Below are 21,575 nucleotides of genomic sequence, written 5' to 3' on the forward strand. Positions count from 1 at the left end.
GACAACGCATCATGAAGCGGATGCTGATCAATGCCACGCAGGCCGAAGAACGCCGCCTGGCCATCGTCGACGGGCAGAAACTGCTCGACTACGAAATCGAAATCGAAGGGCGCGAACAGCGCAAAGGCAACATCTACAAAGCGGTCGTGACCCGCGTCGAGCCGTCGCTCGAAGCCTGTTTCGTCGACTACGGCGAAGACCGCCACGGCTTCCTGCCGTTCAAGGAAATCTCCAAGCAGTATTTCGCCGAAGGCGTGTCGGCCAGCCAGGCCCGCATCCAGGACGTGATCCGTGAAGGCCAGGAACTCACCGTCCAGGTCGAAAAGGAAGAACGCGGCAACAAGGGCGCGGCCCTCACCACCTTCATCTCGCTGGCCGGCCGCTATGTCGTGCTGATGCCGAACAACCCCCGTGGCGGTGGCGTGTCGCGCCGCATCGAGGGTGACGACCGCGCCGAGCTCAAGGAGGCGATGGACCAGCTCGAGTACCCGAAGGGCATGAGCATCATCGCGCGCACCGCCGGCATCGGCCGCTCGGCGCCCGAACTCCAGTGGGACCTGAACTACCTGCTCAAGCTCTGGACCGCCATCGACGGCGCCGGCAAGGGCGGCAAGGGCGCCTTCCTGATCTATCAGGAATCGTCGCTCGTCATCCGCGCCATCCGTGATTACTTCAATCACGACATCGGCGACATCCTGATCGACACCGACGACATCTACGACCAGGCGCAGCAGTTCATGGCGCACGTCATGCCCGAGCATGCCGCCCGCGTGAAGCGCTACCGCGACGACGCGGCGCTGTTCAGCCGCTTCCAGATCGAGCACCAGATCGAGTCGGCCTACGCCCGCACCGTGCAGCTGCCCTCGGGCGGCGCCATCGTCATCGACCACACCGAAGCACTGGTCTCGGTCGACGTGAACTCGGCCCGCGCCATCAAGGGCGGCGACATCGAAGAAACCGCCACCCGCACCAACCTCGAAGCCGCCGACGAAGTGGCCCGCCAGATGCGCCTGCGCGACCTGGGCGGCCTGATCGTCATCGACTTCATCGACATGGACGAGTCGAAGAACCGCCGCGAAGTCGAAAGCCGCCTGCGCGACGCGCTGCGCCAGGACCGCGCCCGCGTGCAGTTCGGCTCGATCAGCAAGTTCGGCCTGATGGAAATGAGCCGCCAGCGCCTGAAGCCGGCGCTGTCCGAAGGTTCGTCGATCCCCTGCCCCCGTTGCGGCGGCTCGGGCCACATCCGCGACACCGAATCGAGCGCCCTGCAAATCCTGCGCATCATTCAGGAAGAGTCCATGAAGGACAACACGGCCGCCGTGCATGTGCAGGTGCCCGTGGAAGTCGCTTCGTTCCTGCTGAACGAAAAGCGCCCCGAAATCGCCAAGATCGAGCTCAAGCAGCGCGTCACCGTGCTGATGGTGCCCAACAAGACGCTCGAAACGCCGAACTACAAGCTCGAGCGCCTGAAGCACGACGATCCGCGCCTCGATCACATCGAAGCCAGCTACAAGATGGCCGACGAGATCGAAGACCCGACCTCGGTCACGCGCCGTTCGCAAGAACCCACCAACAAGCAGACGCCGGTCATCAAGGGCGTGCTGCCCGACGCACCCGCGCCCGTGGTGCCGCCCAAGCCCGAAGCGGTGCGCGCTGCGCCCGCTCCCGCACCGGTGGCCCCGCCCGCGGTGGTTGCCCCGGCCCCGGCACAGACTGGCTTCATGGCCTGGATCAAGAGCTTCTTCGGCGGCGGCTCGCCGGCGCCCGCACCGGCTCCGGCGCCCAGCGCCATTCCGGTCGAAGCACCCAAGCCCCGCCGCGACGGCGGCCGTGGTGCAGGCCGTGACGGCGAAACGCGCGGTGCGCGCGGCGCCGACGGCGAACAGCGCCGCGGCGGACGCGGCGGCGAAGGCCGTGGCGAAGGCGGCGGCCGTTCGGGTGGACGCGACGGCGACCGCCGTGGCGGACGCGGCGGCGAACGCCGCGGCGAGGCTCGCAACACCGAGCAGCGCAACGACAGCACCAACCCGGCACGCGAGCAACGCGAACCGCGCGAGGCACGTGAAGCACGCACCCCGCGTGACGGCGAACAGCGCCGTGGCGGTCGCGGCGAGCGCCGCGAAGGTGGCGAAGGCCGCAACGCGCCGGCCGAAGCCCTGCTCGACGGCAACCTGAACCTCGACCCCCAACAACAGCAGCCGGCACCCGGCGGCGACGAGAACAGCAATGCCGCAGCGGAACGCGCACCGCGCGCCCGCGGCGAGCGCCGTGAACGTGGCGAGCGTGGCGAGCGTGGTGAACGTGGCGGCGAACGCAACGAGCGCGGTGAGCGCAACGGCGACACGCAGCAACAGCCGCGCGATGAAGCAGCACCCGCCGGCGACGGCGAGCGCCAGCCCCGCAACGGCCGTGGCGACGAGTCGCGCGGCCCGCGCGGTGAGCGCAACGACGGCCGCCGCGAGCGCCGCAACGACGCGCCTGCAGCCAATGAAGGCGACGCACGCGTGGCCGAGTCGGCTGCCGCAGGCGATGCCGAGCAAGGCAACAACGAAGGCAACGAGCAGCAAGCCCCGCGCCGCGAAGGCGAAGAGCGCCGTGGCCGTTCGCGCGACCGTTACGGCCGTGACCGCCGCGAACGTGGTCCGCGTGACGACGCCGGCAACGGTGGCAACGAAGCCAATGCCGCAGAAGCCGCACCGGTCGCCGAAGGCGCCGTGGCAGCCGAAGCCCAGGCCGAGCTCCAGCCGCAGGAGCAACTGCCGCTGGTGTCGGAAGCCGTTGCAGTGGTCGCCGCGACTGAAGTGCGCGAAGTGCGCGAGCCCGCACCGCAAGTGCAAGAGCAGCCGCGCTTCGAGCGCCCCGCTGCCCCCGCACCGGCACCTGTCGCCGCACCCATCGTGGTCGAAACGGCCGCCAAGCCCGCCGCAGCAGCGCCCGCCAGCAACGGCCGCGCACTGCCCAAGGTGCAGTCCTTCGAACTGCCGCTGAACGAACTCGCGCAGATCGCCGAAAGCTCGGGCCTGCAGTGGGTCAACTCGGATGCCGACCGCATCGCGCAAGCGCGCGCCGCGATCGCCGCCGAGCCGAAGCCGGTGCATGTGCCACGCGAGCGCCCGCCGGTGATCGTGCTCGACGAAGGTCCGCTGGTGCTGGTCGAAACCCGCCGCGACCTCGGTTCGATGGCGCTGCCGTTCGAACAGCAGCAGCCGCAGGAACAACAGCGCTCGCTCTGAGCCCCCTGCTTCCTCGCAAGTAAAAACGGCGCCTTCGTGGCGCCGTTTTTTTTGCTTCGGAGTTCAGGCCTGCTGCGGCAGCGCTTCGACGCCGGGCAGGTCCGGCATCTCCAGGATCAGTTGCCCGAAGCGGCAGGCGCACGGCGTCTTGCCGTTCTCGCTCCAGATCAGCGAGAAGTTCACGCTCGGCAGCGACGGCAGGCCGTAGCGGCCGTCGACGATCTTCATGCCCGGCTCCACCTCCTCGCGCGTGAGCACCGTCACCGCGAGCCCCGCCAGCACCGCCGCGCGAATGCCCTGCGGGCTGGCCGAGGTGAAGACCACGTGCCAGTCGAGCGATGCGAGGTCGAGCGCCGAACCGGCCACCTGCCGGTTGACGCAAGGCTTCGGAAAAAACGCCAGTGGCAGCGACGCGCCCTTCGGCGCCTCGAAGGTCTCGGCCGCGGCCCACACCAGCTGGGTGCGCCGCAGGCACGTGCCCTCCACCACCTCGGGCGGCGACATCACGACCGCAAGGTCGAGCTCGCCGGCGCGGATGGCTGCGCGCAGGTCGATGTGCATGCTCACGCAGACCTCCATGCGCACCGCCGGGAACCCGCGGGCGAACTGCGAGAGCAGCGGTGGCAGGCGGTCGCCCATGAAGTTGTCCGGCACGCCGAAGCGCACCACGCCCGAGATCGGCGAGGGCTGGAAGCGCCGCGTCATGGCGTCGAGCGTGTCGAGAATCTGCTGCGCGTAGCGAAGAAAGTCTTCCCCGTCTTCCGTCACCGTGAGGCGGCGCGTCGTGCGGTGCAGCAGCGGCCGGCCCACCTGTGCCTCGAGCTTGCGGATCTGGTGGCTGATGGCCGACTGGGTCAGGTGCAGGCGCTCGGCGGCACGCGTGAAGCCGCCGGTTTCCTTGACGGCCACGAAGGCGCGCAACAGCGTGGGGTCGAAGTCCATGGCGATCCTGGATAAATGATGGTTCCTAATGAATTCTAGGAAATCAAATCATTTCCATCATGAAGAGGGTTTCAACAGAATCGGCTGAACCTCTTTTGGAAAGCCGCTCGATGCCTCTCTCTCCCGCCGGCAAGAACCGGATCGCCCTGTCCGCGGTCTGCCTCATTGCCCTGATGTTCGGCCTGGAAATCTCCAGCGTGCCGGTCATTCTTCCCACGCTCGAAAAATCACTGCACGGCGACTTCAGCGACATGCAGTGGATCATGAACGCCTACACCCTCGCCTGCACCACGGTCTTGATGGCGGCCGGCACCGTGGCCGACCGCTACGGCCGCAAGCGCGTGCTGATCGTCAGCGTGGTGCTGTTCGGCCTCACCTCGCTGGCATGCGGCATCGCAGGCAGCGCGTCGGTGCTGATCGTCAGCCGCTTCCTGCAGGGCCTGGCCGGCGGCGCGATGCTGATCTGCCAGCTCGCGGTGCTCTCACACCAGTTCCAGGAAGGCAAGGAGCGCAGCAAGGCCTTCGCCATCTGGGGCGTGGTGTTCGGCATGGGCCTGGGCTTTGGGCCGATCGTCGGCGGCGCGATCGTCGCGCTGTCGAGCTGGCAATGGGTGTTCCTGGTCCACGTGCCGCTGGCCGTCGTGGCGCTGGCGCTCGTGGGGGGCAGCGTGGAAGAGTCGAGCGACCCCGACGCGAAACGGCTCGACCTGCCGGGCATCGTCACGCTGTCGCTCGCGGTGTTCGGCCTGACCTGGTTCATCACGCAGGGGCCGGGCCTCGGCTTCACGAGCCCCGTGGCCATCGGCATCCTCGTGGCCACGCTGGCCAGCTTCGCGGTGTTCCTGTGGGTCGAAAAGATCAACCCGCACCCGATGTTCGATTTCTCGGTCTTTCGCATCCGCAATTTCTCGGGCTCGATCGTCGGCTCCATCGGCATGAACTTCAGCTTCTGGCCATTCATGATCTACCTGCCGATCTACTTCCAGAGCGGCCTCGGCTACGACGCCGTCACGGCCGGCTCGGCGCTGCTGGCCTACACGCTGCCCACGCTCGTGCTGCCGCCGCTGGCCGAGCGGCTGTCGATGCGCTACCGGCCCGGCGTGGTCATTCCGGCCGGGCTGTTCGTGATCGGGCTCGGCTTCATCGCGATGCGCTGGGGCAGCGGCGTGGCGCACGCAAGCTGGCTCACGCTGCTGCCCGGCTGCCTGCTGGCCGGCATCGGACTGGGCCTGACGAACACGCCCGTCACCAACACCACCACCGGCTCGGTGTCGAGCGCGCGTGCGGGCATGGCCTCGGGCATGGACATGAGCGCGCGGCTAATCACGCTGGCGATCAACATCGCACTGATGGGGTTCCTTCTGCTCGAAGGCATTCACGCGCACCTGAAGCAGACCTTGTCGGCGTCGCTCGATGCGGTGCAACTGCGCGCGCTGGCGGAGAAGGTCGCGGCGGGCAGCTTCGCGTCGCTGCCCGAGAGCTTTCCGGCGCTGTCGCAGGCCGATCCATCGGGTGCGGCCGTGCATGCGGCGCTGGTGCAGAGCTTCGGATGGGTGATGCTCTACGGCGGCATCGGGGTCTGGGTGCTGGCCGGCCTCAGCCTGCTGATCTTCGGCAACGGCAAGCCCTCGGTGCGCGCGGCGGGCCTGACGGCCGCCAAGGAATCCGCGTGCTCCTGATGAAACCAGGGCGCATCACGGACCCAGCCAACACTCAGGGCGTGTTGTCGATCTGCGCCGCGCGCTTCCACGCGTCGGCGGCCTGTGCATGGTCTTCGCGCGCCTCGGCCAGCTGGGCCAGCGCGAGCCAGGCGCGCCGGTAGAGGTCAGGGTCCTGCAAGCCGAGCCCGGCCTGCGTGAGCAGCTGCTGGGCCTTGCCCCACAGCTGGCGCTTCATGCAGGCCATGCCGGCGAGGTACTGCAGGTTGGGGTCGCGTGGGTTGTTGCGCTGCGCGCTCTCGATGCGCGCGAGCCAGTCGGCGTCGACCGAATCGAGCCCCGCTTCGAGTGCGCGCGTGAGCTTCACGCGCAGCGCATCGCCGAGGCCGCGCGGGTTCGCCACCATGCGCTCCCAGGCCGGCAGCAGCCAGCCGCGCGCCAATGCCAAGTCACCGCGCAGCGTGACCATGCGCTGGGCCGCGTGGATGGCCACCTCGGGCATCTGGCGCTCGGAGGAATCCAGCTCGGACCACGCGCGCAGCAGCTGCGCCGGGTCGTGCGCGCCCGTCAGCAGTTCGGTCGCGAGGCCGCGCACGATGCTTTGCGCCGCCGCATCGGAGAAGGCGCGGTGCTTGGCCAGCAGGCGCGCGGTGTCGAGCGCTTCGACCGTGCGACGGTCTTGCCGCGCGGCCTTGAGCCGCAGCCGCAGCGCCAGCGTGCGACGCTGCGCGCCCTGCGGCAGCTCTTCGAGGCGCGCGAGCGCGGCCGTGGGGTCGCGGTCGTCGAGCGCCCAGCGTGCGGCACGCAGCTGCACACCTTCGCGGGTTTCCGGGCTCGCGAGCACGGTGCGGTCGGCGCTTTCGTTCAGGGCCTGTTGCAGGTGGGCATCACGCGCCGCCTTGTCCTGCAGCGCCTGCGCGCTTTCGGCGGCCAGCAGGTGCGACAGCACCCGCACCTGCTGCGCCTGTGGCAGGTCGGCGCCGAGCGCGGCCAGTGTCTTTTCTTGCGTGAGCGCAGCCTGCGCGGCCTTGCGTGCGCGCGAGAAGCGGCCGGCAATGAGCTGCACCATCGCATCGAGCAAGGCGGAGTGCAGCATGCGTTCCTTCTGCTGCAGGCGCCAGTGGCGCGCCTGCGTGGGCAGCGAGAACAGCGCCGCGAGCGCGCGCAACGCCACATGCAACAGCACGAAGGTCAGCAGCAGGATCACGAGCACGAGGTTCAGCGAGAGATCGACCCGCCACGGCGGCCAGAACACGGTGATCGTGCCCTGGTTGTTGCCGGCGAACAGTGCCACCGCCGCGGCGACGGCGAACAGCGCGAGGAGCCAGAGTGCAGCGCGCATGAACGGATCAGCGCCCTGCGGCCGCGGTGGTCAGCGCGGCCAGTGTGTCGTCGATGCGCACCGGCTCCGTGCTGCGCACGAGCTGCTGCAGTTGCTGCAGCTGCGTGGCCGCAGCCTGCGTGCGGCGCGAGGCCGGGTCGAAATAGCGGTTGAGCGACGCGGCCACCTGGCCCAGCTCGCCGCGCGCGGCGTCCATCTGGCGCGACAGCAGCGACAGCCGCGCATTGAGCAGCTTGAGCTTGAGGTTCTCGCGCAGGAAGTACGACTGCTCGGGCGCCAGCAGCACCGCCTCGGGGCTCTCGATACGGCCCACGCGCACCAGCGAGCGGGCCTCGCCGCGGAGGGTCAGCAGCACGCGCTGCCACCAGGGCGCATCGGCGGGAATGGGTTCGGGACGCCAGGCGTTGACGCCGTTGCCGCGCACGGCCACCGCGTTGAGCGTGGGCAGGTCGTCCACGCTGCGCACCAGCTCGTCGAGCTTCTGCAGGGCTTCGGCGCTGTCGGTGCTGGCGCTGCTGCGCAGGCGGTCGGCGTCGCGCTGCATGGCGCGCTGCACGGGCGCGAGCCGCGGTTGCGCGGCGCGCGCGATGCGCACATCGCCGGCCTTGAGCGCGGCGAGCAGCGGCTCGAGGCTGCCGGTGACCTGCGCCTGCTGCAACGCGAGGCGCACGGCGGATTCGATGTCGATCACCAGGTTCTCGTCGCGCGAACGCGAGAGGCTTTGAATGAGTTCTTCGAGCTGCGAACGCTGCAGCGTGACTTCAGCCACGCGGGTCTCGATGAGGGCCACGCGGGCGGCGGCATCGCGCACGGTGTCGCTGGCCTGACGGGCCAGCGTGCGCGCTTCCATCGACTGGGCGGTGGCCTCGGCGCTCTGGCGCGCGAGCTGTTCCTTCATGCCGCTGACCTTCTGCCACAGCGCAATGGTCGACAGCAGCGCGATCAGCGCCACGAGGGCCACGAGGCCCACGCCGATGCGCGCCAGCAGGGTGGCAGCGGCCGCCTGGGCGGCGGGCGTCTGGTGCGGCGCCACCGTGGCGGGCACATGCACCGTGGGGTGCGCCGTGGGGGCGGAAGGGGGAGAAAGGTCGTCGGACGGGGACGCGGCGCTCATGCGAAGGATTCTATCGACGCGATCAGCGCTTCCCGCAGGGGTGTGCAGACACGCAACGCCCCGAAACCCGCGGCCTGTGCGGCGTCGCCGATGCGTGCATGCGTGGCGATGGCGCGCGCGGCCTGCCACGAAGTGCCCGGCAGTGCGCGCTGCAGGTTGCCGATGGCTTCCGAGCTGCTGAAGAGCCAGATGCCGTGTCCGGCGGCGGCGTCGGTCGCAATGCGGCGCTGCGCATCGTCGAGCGCAGGCGCCAGGCGCCGGTAGGCCACGACGGTGTCGCGCACGCCGCCGGCGGCGTCGATCTCCTGCGCGAGCCATTGGCGGCCGGCCGGCTGGCCGGCTTCGTCGCCGCCGCGCACGATGAGCACGCGCACGCCCGATGACACCTGCCCATGGGCGAGCGCCCACAGCGCTTCGGAGTCGAAGCGCGTGGCGCCGGGTGGCGGCGCGTCGATGGCGGCGGGCGGCACGCCGGCGCGCAGCAGCGCGCGCTCGGTGCCGGGGCCGGTGGCCCAGAAGCGGCAACCGGCGAGTGCCGAGCTGCCGCGGTGCTGGAAGAAGTGGTCGACGGCGGTGGCGCTCACGAACATCAGCGCCGCGTAGTCCGCAAGCCGCGCCCAGGCGGCGCGCAGCGGTTCCACATCGAGCGCGGGCGCGATGGCGATCAACGGCAACGCCACGGCCTCGAGCCCGGCCGACTGGAAATCGCGAACCCACGCCGCCGCTTCATGCGCGGGCCGCGTGACGATGACGGGGCCCGCGCTCATCGCTCAGCGCCCACGGTGGTCAGTGGGCACCGGCGTCGCGCAGCAGGCTCGCGGCGTGTTGGCCAAGGGCATCGGCCGTCGCGAAGTCGCCGGCCTCGGCCTGGGCATGCACGCGCACCAGCGGCGCGTCGCCTTCCGGGTCGCCCCAGGCAGCGTCGATGCGCAGCGTGCCGTCGGCCTGCCGACGCGCATGGGCCGCGAGCGGCATGGAGCAGCTGCCACCCATCGCGCGGCTCACGGCGCGCTCGGCGGTGGTCGAGAGCCAGTCGCCGCGGTGCGCCAGCGGGGCCAGCAGGTCGATGAGGTCCTGGCGGTCGGCGCGCACCTCGATGCCGAGGGCGCCCTGCCCTGCGGCAGGCAGCATGGTGTCGGGGTCGAAGGCGACGCGGATGCGGTCTTCGAGACCCAGCCGCTTGAGCCCGGCCGCCGCGAGCACGATGGCGTCGTAGTGGCCTTCGTCGAGCTTGCGCAGGCGGGTGTCGAGGTTGCCGCGCAGCGGTTCGATGCGCAGGTCGGGCCGCTGCGCGCGCAGCAGCACCACGCGGCGAAGGCTCGAGGTGCCGACCACCGCGCCCTGCGGCAGAGCATCGAGCGAGGCGTAGCGCGGCGACACCAGCGCGTCGCGCGGGTCTTCGCGTTCCAGCACGCAGGCCAGCGCGAAGCCCTCGGGCAGCTCCATCGGCACATCCTTGAGCGAATGCACGGCGATGTCGGCGCGCCCTTCTTCCAGCGCGGTTTCGAGTTCCTTGACGAAGAGTCCCTTGCCGCCGACCTTGCTCAGCGTGCGGTCCAGGATCTGGTCACCGCGGGTCGTCATGCCCAGCAGGCTGACGGTGTGGCCGCGTTCTTGCAAAAGCGTTTGCACGTGTTCGGCCTGCCACAGGGCCAGCCGGCTTTCGCGCGTGGCGATCACGATATTGCTCAAGATCGCTCCCAAAAAGTACGTGGTTTCTGACCTCCGGAATGCTAGCATGTTGCGCCGCAGCAACGGAGGCGGCGCGTCCATTCAAGTCCCCAGGAACAACATCGAATGAAAGCCAGCAAGACTCCTGCAATCCCCGCCAAGCGCCGCCAGACCGAAGACCAGCCATTGATCGACGACATCCGGCTGTTAGGCCGGATCCTCGGCGACGTGATCCGGGAGCAGGAGGGTGACGAAACCTACGCGCTGGTCGAGAAGATCCGCACCCTGTCGGTGTCGTTCCGGCGCGACGCCGACCATGCCGCCGACCGTGCGCTGAAAAACCTGCTCAAGGGCCTGAGCGCCGCCGAAACGGTGCGCGTGATCCGCGCCTTCACCTACTTCAGCCATCTGGCCAACCTGGCGGAAGACCGCCACCAGATCCGCCGCCGCACCGAGGCCGAGCGCGAAGGCGTGCAGGCCGACGGCGACCTGCAGACCGCGCTGGTGCGCATCCGCAAGGCCGGCATCAAGCCCGACGACATCGTCGCCTCGCTGGCCCACAGCTACGTGTCGCCCGTGCTCACGGCGCACCCGACCGAAGTGCAGCGCAAGAGCATCCTCGATGCCGAGCGCGCCATCGCCCTGCTGCTCACCACGCGCGACGAGATCAAGCTGCGCCAGAACGCCTATGCCGGCGGCAAGGACGCGCTCTCGCCCATCGAGCTGGCCGAGAACGAAACCCAGATGCGCATCCGCGTCACGCAGATCTGGCAGACGCGCCTCCTGCGTTTCTCCAAGCTCACGGTGGCCGACGAGATCGAGAACGCGCTGAGCTACTACGAAGCCACCTTCCTGCGCGAAATTCCGCGTGTGTACGCCGACCTTGAAAAGGCGCTGGCCCAGAGCGGCGTCACGCCCTCGGTCGCGACCTTCCTGCGCATGGGCCAATGGATCGGCGGCGACCGCGACGGCAACCCCAACGTCACGGCCGAAACGCTCGAGTACGCGCTGAGCCGCCAGTCGGAACTGGCGCTGCGCCACTACCTCACCGAGGTGCACTACCTCGGTGGCGAGCTGTCGCTGTCGGCCACGCTGGTCGACGTGTCGGTCGAGATGCAGGCGCTGGCCGAGCGTTCGCCCGACACCAGCGAACACCGCAAGGACGAGCCCTACCGCCGCGCCCTCACGGGCGTGTACGCGCGCCTGGCGGCCACGCTGCGTGAGCTCAGCGGTGGCGAGGCTGCGCGCCATGCGGTCGCGCCGCAGAACCCGTACGCGAATGCCGAAGAGTTCCTGGTCGAGCTGCGCACCATCGAAGAGTCGCTGGTCGAGAAGCACGGCACCGTGCTCGCCGCGCCGCGCCTGCGTCCCCTGATCCGCGCGGTGGAGGTGTTCGGCTTCCACCTGGCCACGGTCGACCTGCGCCAGAGTTCCGACAAGCACGAGGCCGTGATCGCCGAGCTGCTGGCCACGGCGCGCATCGAGCCGTCGTACGCCTCGCTGGCCGAAGAGGCCAAGCAGACGCTGCTGCTCAAGCTGCTCGACGATGCGCGCCCGCTGCGCGTGCCCGACGCCGACTACTCGCCGCTCGCCAGAAGCGAGCTGGCCATCTTCGCGGCTGCACGCACGGCGCGTGCGCGCTACGGCGCCGCGGCCATCCGCCACTACATCATCAGCCACACCGAAACGGTGAGCGACCTGCTCGAAGCGCTGCTGCTGCAGAAGGAAGTGGGCCTGCTGCGCGGCGCGATGGACAGCAACGCGACCTGCGACCTCATCGTGGTGCCGCTGTTCGAGACCATCGAAGACCTGCGCAACGCCGCGCCCATCGTGCGCGCCTTCTACGCGCTGCCGAACATCCAGTCGCTCATCGAACGCTCGGGCGGCGAGCAGGACGTGATGCTCGGCTACAGCGACAGCAACAAGGACGGCGGCATCTTCACCAGCAACTGGGAGCTGTACCGCGCGGGCATCGCGTTGGTGTCGCTGTTCGACGAGCTGAACAAGAAGAAAAAGAACCCGATCCGCCTGCGCATGTTCCACGGCCGCGGCGGCACCGTCGGACGCGGCGGCGGCCCGAGCTACCAGGCCATCCTGGCGCAGCCGCCCGGCACGGTGCGCGGCCAGATCCGCCTCACCGAGCAGGGTGAAGTCATCGGCTCGAAGTACGCCAACCGCGAGATCGGCCGGCGCAACCTCGAGACGCTGGTGGCCGCCACGCTCGAAGCCACGCTGCTGCCGCAGGGCAAGCCGGCGCCGGCCACCTTCCTCTCGGCCGCGGGCGAACTCTCGACCGCGAGCATGGCCGCGTACCGCAAGCTGGTGTACGAGACCCCGGGCTTCGGCGACTACTTCTTCGGCTCCACGCCGATCCGCGAAATCGCCGAACTCAACATCGGCTCGCGCCCCGCGTCGCGCAACCCGAGCCACAAGATCGACGACCTGCGCGCGGTGCCGTGGAGCTTCAGCTGGGGCCAGTGCCGCCTCACGCTGCCGGGCTGGTTCGGCTTCGGCTCGGGCGTGGAGCAATTCCTGGCTGCTGCCGGCAACGGCGCAGGCAAGAAGGAACGCGTGGCGCTGCTGCAGCGCATGTATGCGCAGTGGCCGTTCTTTCGCACGCTGCTGTCGAACATGGACATGGTGCTGGCCAAGAGCGACCTCGCGCTGGCCTCGCGCTATGCCGAACTGGTCACCGACCGCAAGCTGCGCCAGAAGGTGTTCTCGATGATCGAGTCTGAATGGCAACGCACGTCGGACGCGCTCACGCTCATCACGGGCGCGAAACAACGGCTCGAGGGCAATGCCGAAATGCAGCGCTCGGTGCGCCACCGCTTCCCCTACATCGACCCGCTGCACCACCTGCAGGTCGAGCTGATGCGGCGTTATCGCGCGGGCGACGGCGGTGAGCGGCTGCAGCGCGGCATCCACATCTCGATCAACGGGGTGGCGGCGGGGTTGCGCAACACGGGCTGATCTGCACGCAGCCTCCATGGACAAAGGGCGCCCTGTGCGCCCTTTCCTACGTGCGCTGTCGGCAATGAGGTCCCTGTAAGGTCATTTAAAAGGGTACGGTCGGGACACGTTCACAGTTCTCGCAATCGCGCGGCAGCTCGAAGTCGTTTCACAGGAGCCCGTTGCAATGTCCGTCCCGCAGTCCCTTTCCCATTCGCAGATCGACTTTGTCGGCAGCGATTTCGAAGCCCTGGCTTCACACATGCACCACTGTGCACGTGCCCACGGGCGATGGTTCTCGGTGCGAAGCCACATGCAACGTGTGCGCGCGCTCGCTGCGGGCCGTATCGTCACGATGGCCTGCGTGGCCGCGGTTCTGGGCATCGGCCTGTTCGCCGTCACTTGAGCGCCGCTGCCGTCGTCGACCGCCTTCAAGGGCTCAGTCACTACGCCCGGTCCCTCCTGCTCGGTCCGCACGACCCGGTAGCACTCCCGATTCGCGCCGAACTCTTCGGCGCCCAACGTTTTGAACAGCACGGCCACAGCCTGGCCCGTGCCCAGGTGGTCGAGAACGACCCGCACAGCGCCCGCGAAGGGTCGCCCTTCTTTCCCCGTGTCGACGAAAACCTCGAATCGCTGCGCGCGGCCTTCGACTACATCGCGCTGATCTCGCGCAGCGGGCGCTATGTGTCGCCGGCGGCCGAGTGGCTGCTCGACAACTTCCACCTCGTCGAGGCGCAGCTCCAGCAGATCCATGACGGCGTGCCGCGCAGTTATTACGCGCGCCTGCCCAAGCTCGTCACGCCGCCGCTGGCGGGGCTGCCGCGCGTGTACGGCATTGCGTGGGCCTATGTGGCGCACACCGACAGCGTGCTCAACAAGACGCTGTTTACGGCCTTCCTCAACGCTTATCAAGACATCGACGAGCTCATGCTCGGCGAACTGTGGGCGCTGCCCACCACCTTGCGCGTGGTGCTGCTCGAAAACCTGCGCCGCGTGGCCGAGAGCATTGCCGAGAACAAGGTCGCGCGCGAGATCGCGCACGCTGCGTGGGACGCAGCGCCGCACCTGTCGGTGCAGGACCTCGACGTGCTCTACCGCGCGCTGCAAAGCCACGGTCTGCAGGACAACTACCTCACGCAGCTGTGGCAGCGCCTGCCCGTCGAGCACGGCGACGACATGCCCGCGCTGGTGCGCTGGACGGAGCAGCACTGCCCCAACGGCCCGGCGCTGATCGGCGACGCGCAGAACGCGCAGGCCGCGGCCAACCTCACGGTCGGCAACATCATCACGACGCTGCGCATGATCGGCCAGGTCGAGTGGAGCGACCTCATCGAACCGGTGAGCCGCTCGCTGCGCGTGCTGCGCGAACTGCCGAGCTTTGCGAACGAGAGCGAACTCACGCGCCAGCAGATCACACATGCGATGGAGCAGGTGGCGCGCAACACCGAACGGCCCGAGCGCGAAGTGGCGCAGGCCGTGGTCACGCTGGCGTCCGCCGCGCCGGCCGATGAAGCCGGCGCCGAGACCGACCGCGCCGACGGCACCGCCGGCTACTACCTCTTCGGCCAGGGCCGGCCCGCGCTGATCGCGTCGCTGCAGGCGAACGGACCCTCGGGCCGTTCCGCACACACATCAAATAAGGGGTCCGCGCGCAGCCATCGCGGCTGGCGCCTGCCCGTCTACGTGGGGTCCGTCACCCTCGGCACTGCGCTGCTGCTGGCGGCCGTGGTGCACGGCCTGCCGCATCGCGGCGACTGGACCACCGTTGCGGCGTTGCTGCTGCTCGCATGGCCCCTGTCTGAAGCGCTGATTTCGTTGGCGCAACGCATCATGGCGGAGTCGGTGCGCGTGCAGGCATTGCCACGTCTCGATTTTGCGAACGGCATTCCCGAGCGGCACCGCGCGCTCGTCGTCATGCCCACGATGCTGGGTTCGACCGCGAACAACGCGAAGCTCGCGCACCGCCTCGAACTGCACTGGCTCGCCAACCGCGAGGCGTACGCGCAGTTCGCGCTGCTGACCGACTGGGCCGACGCCTCGCAAGCCTCAATGCCCGAAGACGGGCCCCTGCTCGACGATGCCCAGCAGCACATCGCCGCCCTCAACGCCAAGTACCCCCCGGCGGAAGGCACTGCACCGCGCTTCCTGCTGCTGCACCGTCCGCGCAGCTGGAGCGAAACCGAGCAGCGCTGGATGGGCTGGGAGCGCAAGCGCGGCAAGCTCGAAATGCTCATGCGCCTGCTGGCCAGCGGCGACGGCAGCGGCTTTCTTCCGCTCGCACCGGGCCAGCAGCTCGCGCCCGGCCGCACGCCCTACGTGCTCACGCTCGACAGCGACACCGGCCTGCCGCCCGGCGCGCTGCGCGACCTCGTGTCCATTGCCGCGCATCCGCTGAACGCGCCCGAAATCGACATGCAAAGCCGGCGCGTGGTCGCGGGCTTCGGCATCCTGCAGCCGCGCATCGTCACGCCGTTTCCGATGCGCAGCGAGCGCTCGTTCTTCCACTGGGTGTTCGCCGGCCAGTGCGGGCTCGACCCGTACGGCAGCGGCGCGTCCGACATCTACCAGGACGTGTTCGGCAGCGGTTCCTTCACCGGCAAGGGCTTGCTCAACGTGCGCGCGGTGCACGCCACGCTGAACGACCGCCTGCCCGACAGCGCCGTGCTGAGCCACGACCTGCTCGAAGGCAGCGTCGCGCGCTGCGCGATGGTCAGCGACGTGGTGCTGGTCGAAGACCATCCCCACCACGCCGGTGTGGCCGCCTCGCGCGTGCACCGCTGGGTGCGCGGCGACTGGCAGCTGCTGCCGCTGATGTGGCGCGCGCGCCGCTTCGGCATCGACGCACTGGGCTTGTGGAAGATGAGCGACAACCTGCGCCGCTCGCTGGTCGTGCCGGCGTCTTTCGCGCTGCTGGTGCTGGTGATCTTCACGCAGGCCATGCCGCTGGGCTGGGCGCTGGCCGCCGTCGGCGCGGCGCTCACGCTGGGCCCGCTGCTCGGCGCGCTGGCCGGCCTGGTGCCGACACGGCGAGCGATCGAGCTGCGCCACTTCTTCGACGTGGGCGCGGTCGAGCTGCTGCGCGCCATGGCCGGCGCGGCCTGGCAGTTCGTGCAGCTGGCGGCGCAGACGCGCCTGCTGCTCGACGCGGCCTTCCTCGCCACCTGGCGGCTGCTCGTGAGCCGCAGGCACCTGCTGCAATGGACGACAGCGGATCAGGCGCAGGCGCAATCGAGCCAGCGCCTGAAGCCCTTCGTGCGCAGCGCAGCCCTCAGCAGCGCCGTGTGCCTGGTGCTCGCCGTGCTCGCGAACTGGAGCGCCTACCCGGTGATCGGCCCGCTGCTCTTCGTGCTCTGGTCGCTGGCGCCCATCGCAGCCTGGTGGGGCAGCCGCGTTGACGCACAAACCGAAGACCCGCTCCCGCCCGCGCAACGCAGCTACCTCGACACGCTGGCGCACGACACCTGGCGCTTCTTCGAGCACGTGGTCGGCCCGGACGACAACCACCTGCCACCCGACAACCTGCAGCTCGAACCGCAGCCGACCCTTGCGCACCGCACCTCGCCGACCAACATCGGCATGTACCTGCTGGCCGCCTGTTGCGCGCGCGAATTCCGCTGGATCGACACGGCCGGCCTGCTGGCACGCCTCGCGGCCACGCTCGACACCGTCGACCGCATGCAGAAGCACAACGGCCACCTGTTCAACTGGTACGACACGCAGACGCTCAAGCCGCTGCCGCCCGACTATGTGTCGAGCGTGGACAGCGGCAACTTCGCGGGCCACCTCGTCACCGTGGCGCAGGCCTGCCGCGCCTTCTCAGCGGAAGAAGGCTGCCAGAGCCACGAAGCCCCCGCGCTGGAAGCCCTGGCCCAACGCTGCGACGCGCTGCACGACGGCATGGACTTCAGCGGCCTCTACGACGCCAAGCGCCACCTGTTCCACATCGGCCTGCGCGTCGAAGAGAACGTGCTCGACGCCAGCTACTACGACCTGCTGGCCTCCGAGTCGCGCCTGTTGAGCTTCCTGGCGATTGCCAAGGGCGACGTGCCGCGCCGCCACTGGATGGCGCTGGGCCGGCCGTTCCTGCTGGTGGGTTTCCAGCCCAGCCTCAAGTCGTGGTCGGGCTCGATGTTCGAGTACCTGATGCCGGCGCTCGTGATGACCGAGCCCACCGACGGCCTGCTGCAAGTGGCCAACGCCGCGGCCATTGACGAACAGCAGGCCTTCGGCCGTGCGCAGAACATGCCGTGGGGCGTGTCCGAGTCGGCCTACTTCGCGCAAGACCATTCGCTGGCCTACCAGTACTCGCCCTTCGGCGTGCCGCGCCTGGCGCTGCGGCGCACGCCACCGACCGACCGCGTGGTGGCACCCTACGCCACCCTGATGGCCGCGCCCTTCGCGCCCGCAGCGGCGGTGCTCAACCTGCAGCGGCTCGAAGCGCTCGGCGCGCGCGGCGAGTTCGGCTTTCTCGATGCGGTCGACTTCACCACCTCGCGCCAGGCCCAGGGCCAGGACTTCACCGTGGTGCGCAACTTCATGGCACACCACCAGGGCATGTCGCTGGTCGCGCTGTGCAACCTGCTGTGCGCCGACGCGCCGCGCCGCTGGTTCGGCAGTGCCGCGCTGGTGCAGGCGCACGAGGCGCTGCTGCACGAGCGCACGCCGCGGCAGATCATCGGCAGCGCCGACCCGCGCACGCCGCCCGAGCCCAGCCAGGCCGAGCTGGCGCCGCTGTTCCAGCCGCGCGTGGTCGACCCGATGGGGCCGGGCTTCCAGCCCACGCACCTGCTGTCGAACGGCCGCTACACGGTGGCGCTGCGCGCCAACGGCGCGGGCGTGAGCCGCTGGCGCGCGTTCAACGTGACGCGCTGGCGCGACGATCCGCTGCGCGACAGCTACGGCACCTTCTTCTATGTGCGCGATGTCCAAAAAGACGGAGGGCAAAGCGACCTCACCTCACTCACCGCCCTGCCCGCGCCCGGTGCCGACTGGCTCTACCGCACACGCTTCCTGGCCGACCAGGTGCAGTTCGACGCGGCCGGCCCCGGCCTGCAGGTGCGCACCACGGTGCTCATCAGCCCCGAGGACGACACCGAGCTGCGCAACATCACGCTGCACAACTCGGGCGACGAAACGCGCACGCTCGAACTCGTCTCGTACTTCGAGCCCGTGCTGTCGAACCCCAAGGCCGACGAGGCGCATCCGGCCTTTGCCAACCTGTTCGTCGAATCGCGCTGGGAGCCCACGTGGCGCGCGCTGCTGCTGTCGCGCAAGCCGCGCCTGCATGGCGACGCGGTGGTGGCCGCGGTTCACTTCCTGGCCTCGGTCGATGCCAACGTGCTGTCGATCGACTGCATGACCGACCGGCGCGCCTTCATCGGCCGCAATCGCACGCTGGCCGACCCCGCGCTCGATGCGCAACCGCTCACAGCCCAGGGCAAGCAGGTGAACGGCCTGGACCCGATCGCCTGCCTGCGCGTGCGCCTGTCGATTGCGCCGGGCATCACCGCGCGCCTGAGCTTTGCCACCGCCGCCGACGAGAGCATCGAGGCGCTGATGCCCAGCATCGACCGCTACCTGCAGCCGATGCATGTGGAGCGCGCCACGCGCATGGCCGCCACGCTGGCGCAGGTGCGGCTGCGCGACCTGAGCATTGCGCCCGCGCAGAACCTCGCGCTGCAGGACCTGACGACCATCCTCACCTACACCACGCCGCGCGTGATGAGCGACCGCGGGCTGATCGACCTGCGCCAGATCTGGCGCTTCGGCATCTCGGGCGACAAGCCCATCGTGCTCGTGTACATCCATTCGATGAACGGCATGGGCCTCATCAACACGCTGCTGCGCGCGCAGCCGTGGTGGGGCTTCGGCGGCGTGGCCTGCGACCTCGTGGTGCTCAACAGCGAACCGAACTCGTACCTCATGCCGCTGCAGCGCGAGATCGAAACGCTGCGCTCGCGCGTCGCGCATCAGACGCAGAACAGCTTTCCGCGCAACGACACGGCCGGCTTCTACCTCTTGCGCGACCAGGACGTGGTGCCGTCGGAAAAGGCCGCGCTCTCCAGCCTGGCGCGCGTGGTGTTCACGGCCGACGGCCGCGCGCTCGAAGTGCAGGTGGCTGCGTTGCACGAGGCGCGCAGCCCGACGATCGCCGACGACAGCAGCGCACCGGTGCAGCACCGCACGCCGCTGTTGACGCGGCAGACGGCTTCGTCGACATCCACGACCGCCACCGGCGACTTCGACGCCGAGAGCGGCGAGTTCCGCTTCGAGGTCGGCCCCGACCGCCGCACGCCGCGCCCCTGGATCAACGTGATCGCCAACGCCGCCTTCGGCTTCCAGGTGTCCGAGTGGGGCACGGGCTACACCTGGGCCGGCAACAGCCGCATGCACCAGGTCACGCCGTGGTCGAACGACCCCGTGCAAGACCCGGCCTTCGAGCACTACCTGCTGCAGGACGTGGCGACGCGCGAGATGCTGCCGCTCACGCCCGCCGGCGGTGGCAATAGCGGCGATAGCGCCACCCTTCACCTCGTACGGCACGGGCAGGGCTACTCGGTCTTCGAGGTCCGCCAAGGCGACCTCGTGCTCGAAACCACCTTCTTCGCGGACCGCGACGAAGCCGTCAAGCTGGTGCACGTGCGCGTGCGCAACGAAGGCGCCGGCCAGCGCCGCCTGCGCGCGCTCGCGATGGTCGAGTGGCAATTGGGCGCCGCGCGCGGCGAACGGCGCACCGTGCATTGCTGGAAGCCCGAAGACCAGCCGGCCGTGTTCGGCCAGCAGCGCGAATCGAGCACGGGCTTCGGCGGCAGCGCCGCCTTTTTGCTGCTCGCGGGCCTGCAGGGCGCGACGACCGGGGCCACGCAATGGACCTGCGACCGCAGCGAATTCTTCGCCGGCCGCGGCATCGTCGAAGTGCCCGACACGCTGGCGCGCCGCGCCGGCAGCGGGCTCGATGCCTGCGCGGCCATCGGCGGTGAGTTCGTCGTGGCATCCGGCGAAACCGCGAGCTTCAGTTTCGTACTGGGCCACGCGGGCACGGCCGACGCAGCGCTCGAGCTTGCACGCCGCTGGCGGCAGCGCGACGTGCCCGAGGCGCTGGCGCAGGTGCGCGGCTTCTGGGACGACCTGCTGGGCCGCCTGCAGGTGCGCACGCCCGACCCGCTGTTCGATGCGCTGGTCAACCGCTGGCTCGTGTACCAGACGCTGGCGTGCCGGCTCTGGTCGAAGGCCGGCTTCTACCAGGCCGGCGGCGCCTTCGGCTTTCGCGACCAGTTGCAGGACGCGATGGCCTTTGCGCTCACCGACCCGCCGCGCCTGCGCGAGCAGATCCTCGTGAACGCGGCACGCCAGTTTCCCGAAGGCGACGTGCAGCACTGGTGGCACATGCCCGGCGGCGCCGGCGTGCGCACGCATTTCTCCGACGACCTGCTGTGGCTGCCGTACGCGTCGGCGCACTACGTCGAGGTGACGGGCGACGCCTCGCTGCTCGACGAGATGGTCGGCTTCATCGAAGGCCCCGGCATTCCCGAGGGCGCCGAAGACGCCTACTACGCGCCGCAGCACAGCGGCCGCATGGCCACCGTGTTCGACCACGGCGCACGCGCCATCGACCGCAGCCTGGCCACCGGCGTGCACGGCCTGCCGCTGATGGGCACCGGGGACTGGAACGACGGCATGAACCGCGTCGGCCACGAAGGCCGCGGCGAATCGGTGTGGCTCGCGTGGTTCCTGTGCAGCGTGGTCGAGCGCTTCGCGCCCATCGCCGAAGCACGCGGCGAACACGAACGCGCCGCGCGCTGGACCGAGGCACGCACGGGCTGGATCGCCGCACTGCACGACGCCGGCTGGGACGGCGCCTGGTTCCGCCGCGCCTTCTTCGACAACGGCGCGCCGCTGGGCTCGTCGACCAACGACGAGTGCCGCATCGACCTGATCGCGCAGGCCTGGTCGGTGCTGTCGGGCGCCTCGGACGCGGCCCACACGGGGCCGGCCATGGCCGCCATCCGGTCGCAGCTGCACGACGAACCGGCCGGCCTGCTGCGGCTGCTGGTGCCGCCGTTTGCCCAGTCGACCAACAACCCGGGCTACATCCAGGCCTACCCGCGCGGCGTGCGCGAGAACGGCGGCCAGTACTCGCACGGCGCCGTGTGGGCGCTGATGGCGCAGGCGCTGCAGGGCGACCATGAAGCGGCCTGGCAGAGCTTCGAAGGCCTGAGCCCGGCCCACCGTTCGCAGCACCCCGCGCGCGGCCCGGTCTACGAGCTGGAGCCCTACGTGATGGCGGGCGACGTCTACGGCGCCGCGCCGTATGTGGGCCGCGGCGGCTGGAGCTGGTACACCGGCTCGGCCGCGTGGCTGCACCGCGCGGCGGTCGAGACCTTGCTGGGCCTGAGCGTGAAGGGCCGGCAGCTGTCGATGACGCCGCACGTGCCCGCGCACTGGCCGGGCTTCGAGCTGGCGCTGCGGCTCGGCACGCACCGGCTGACGCTGCAATGGGGCAGCGTCGAAGGCGCCGCCGCGCCCACGCACCATGTGACGGTGGGCGAATGGATCGACTGGCAGGCGCTGCCGGCGGATGCGGTGCTGCGGGTCGCTGAAGCGGCAGGTGAAAGGGCGGGTGAAGGGGCGGGTGAAGGGCAGTTGACGGCGTAGGTTAT

10 protein-coding genes are annotated in these 21,575 nt (G+C 69.7%); 5 read left to right on the forward strand and 5 right to left on the reverse strand.

Features of this window, described 5'->3' with window-relative positions; genetic code table 11:
- Nucleotides 1–11 precede the first annotated feature (11 nt).
- Nucleotides 12–3,233 (forward strand): Rne/Rng family ribonuclease, encoded by a 3,222-nt coding sequence (locus RZE79_RS23925; protein WP_319357119.1) that lies wholly within the window; start codon nt 12–14, stop codon nt 3,231–3,233.
- A 63-nt stretch (nt 3,234–3,296) separates the two neighbouring features.
- Here the strand turns inward: RZE79_RS23925 and RZE79_RS23930 are convergent, their stop codons facing one another.
- Nucleotides 3,297–4,175: a LysR family transcriptional regulator gene (locus tag RZE79_RS23930; protein WP_099795549.1), complete on the reverse strand. Its 879-nt coding sequence runs from the start codon at nt 4,173–4,175 to the stop codon at nt 3,297–3,299.
- A 110-nt stretch (nt 4,176–4,285) separates the two neighbouring features.
- On the opposite strand from RZE79_RS23930, the gene RZE79_RS23935 reads away from it, so the two are divergent.
- Nucleotides 4,286–5,854 carry an MFS transporter gene (locus RZE79_RS23935; protein WP_319357120.1) on the forward strand — a complete coding sequence of 523 codons (1,569 nt, stop codon included), beginning with the start codon at nt 4,286–4,288 and terminating at the stop codon, nt 5,852–5,854.
- A gap of 34 nt (nt 5,855–5,888) precedes the next feature.
- Here the strand turns inward: RZE79_RS23935 and RZE79_RS23940 are convergent, their stop codons facing one another.
- Genes RZE79_RS23940 through hemC form a run of 4 tightly spaced genes read right to left on the reverse strand, consistent with a single transcriptional unit; the run spans nt 5,889 to nt 10,029 of the window.
- Nucleotides 5,889–7,175 (reverse strand): heme biosynthesis HemY N-terminal domain-containing protein, encoded by a 1,287-nt coding sequence (locus RZE79_RS23940; protein WP_319357121.1) that lies wholly within the window; start codon nt 7,173–7,175, stop codon nt 5,889–5,891.
- A gap of 7 nt (nt 7,176–7,182) precedes the next feature.
- A complete protein-coding gene (locus tag RZE79_RS23945; RefSeq protein WP_153282453.1) occupies nt 7,183–8,289 on the reverse strand; it encodes a uroporphyrinogen-III C-methyltransferase in 1,107 nt (368 codons plus the stop codon).
- Nucleotides 8,286–9,056, reverse strand: a complete 771-nt coding sequence (locus RZE79_RS23950) for a uroporphyrinogen-III synthase (RefSeq protein ID WP_319357122.1) — start codon at nt 9,054–9,056, stop codon at nt 8,286–8,288. The genes RZE79_RS23945 and RZE79_RS23950 overlap by 4 nt, the downstream gene beginning before the upstream one ends.
- A 19-nt stretch (nt 9,057–9,075) precedes the next feature.
- A complete protein-coding gene (gene hemC, locus RZE79_RS23955; RefSeq protein ID WP_319361272.1) occupies nt 9,076–10,029 on the reverse strand; it encodes a hydroxymethylbilane synthase in 954 nt (317 codons plus the stop codon).
- A 57-nt stretch (nt 10,030–10,086) separates the two neighbouring features.
- On the opposite strand from hemC, the gene ppc reads away from it, so the two are divergent.
- The 3 genes from ppc to RZE79_RS23970 all read left to right on the forward strand — a co-directional run bounded on the left by ppc (nt 10,087) and on the right by RZE79_RS23970 (nt 21,570).
- Entirely contained in the window at nt 10,087–12,933 is a 2,847-nt protein-coding gene (gene ppc, locus RZE79_RS23960; protein ID WP_319357123.1) for a phosphoenolpyruvate carboxylase, read from the forward strand.
- A gap of 166 nt (nt 12,934–13,099) precedes the next feature.
- The gene (locus RZE79_RS23965) at nt 13,100–13,318 is read left to right on the forward strand and encodes a hypothetical protein (protein WP_153282450.1); all 219 of its coding nucleotides are present in this window, start codon (nt 13,100–13,102) and stop codon (nt 13,316–13,318) included.
- The gene (locus RZE79_RS23970; RefSeq protein WP_319357124.1) at nt 13,315–21,570 is read left to right on the forward strand and encodes a GH36-type glycosyl hydrolase domain-containing protein; all 8,256 of its coding nucleotides are present in this window, start codon (nt 13,315–13,317) and stop codon (nt 21,568–21,570) included. The genes RZE79_RS23965 and RZE79_RS23970 overlap by 4 nt, the downstream gene beginning before the upstream one ends.
- Nucleotides 21,571–21,575: the final 5 nt, after the last annotated feature.

It is taken from the genome of Variovorax sp. EBFNA2 (genome assembly GCF_033802765.1).
Taxonomy (GTDB): Bacteria; Pseudomonadota; Gammaproteobacteria; order Burkholderiales; family Burkholderiaceae_C; genus Variovorax; species Variovorax paradoxus_H.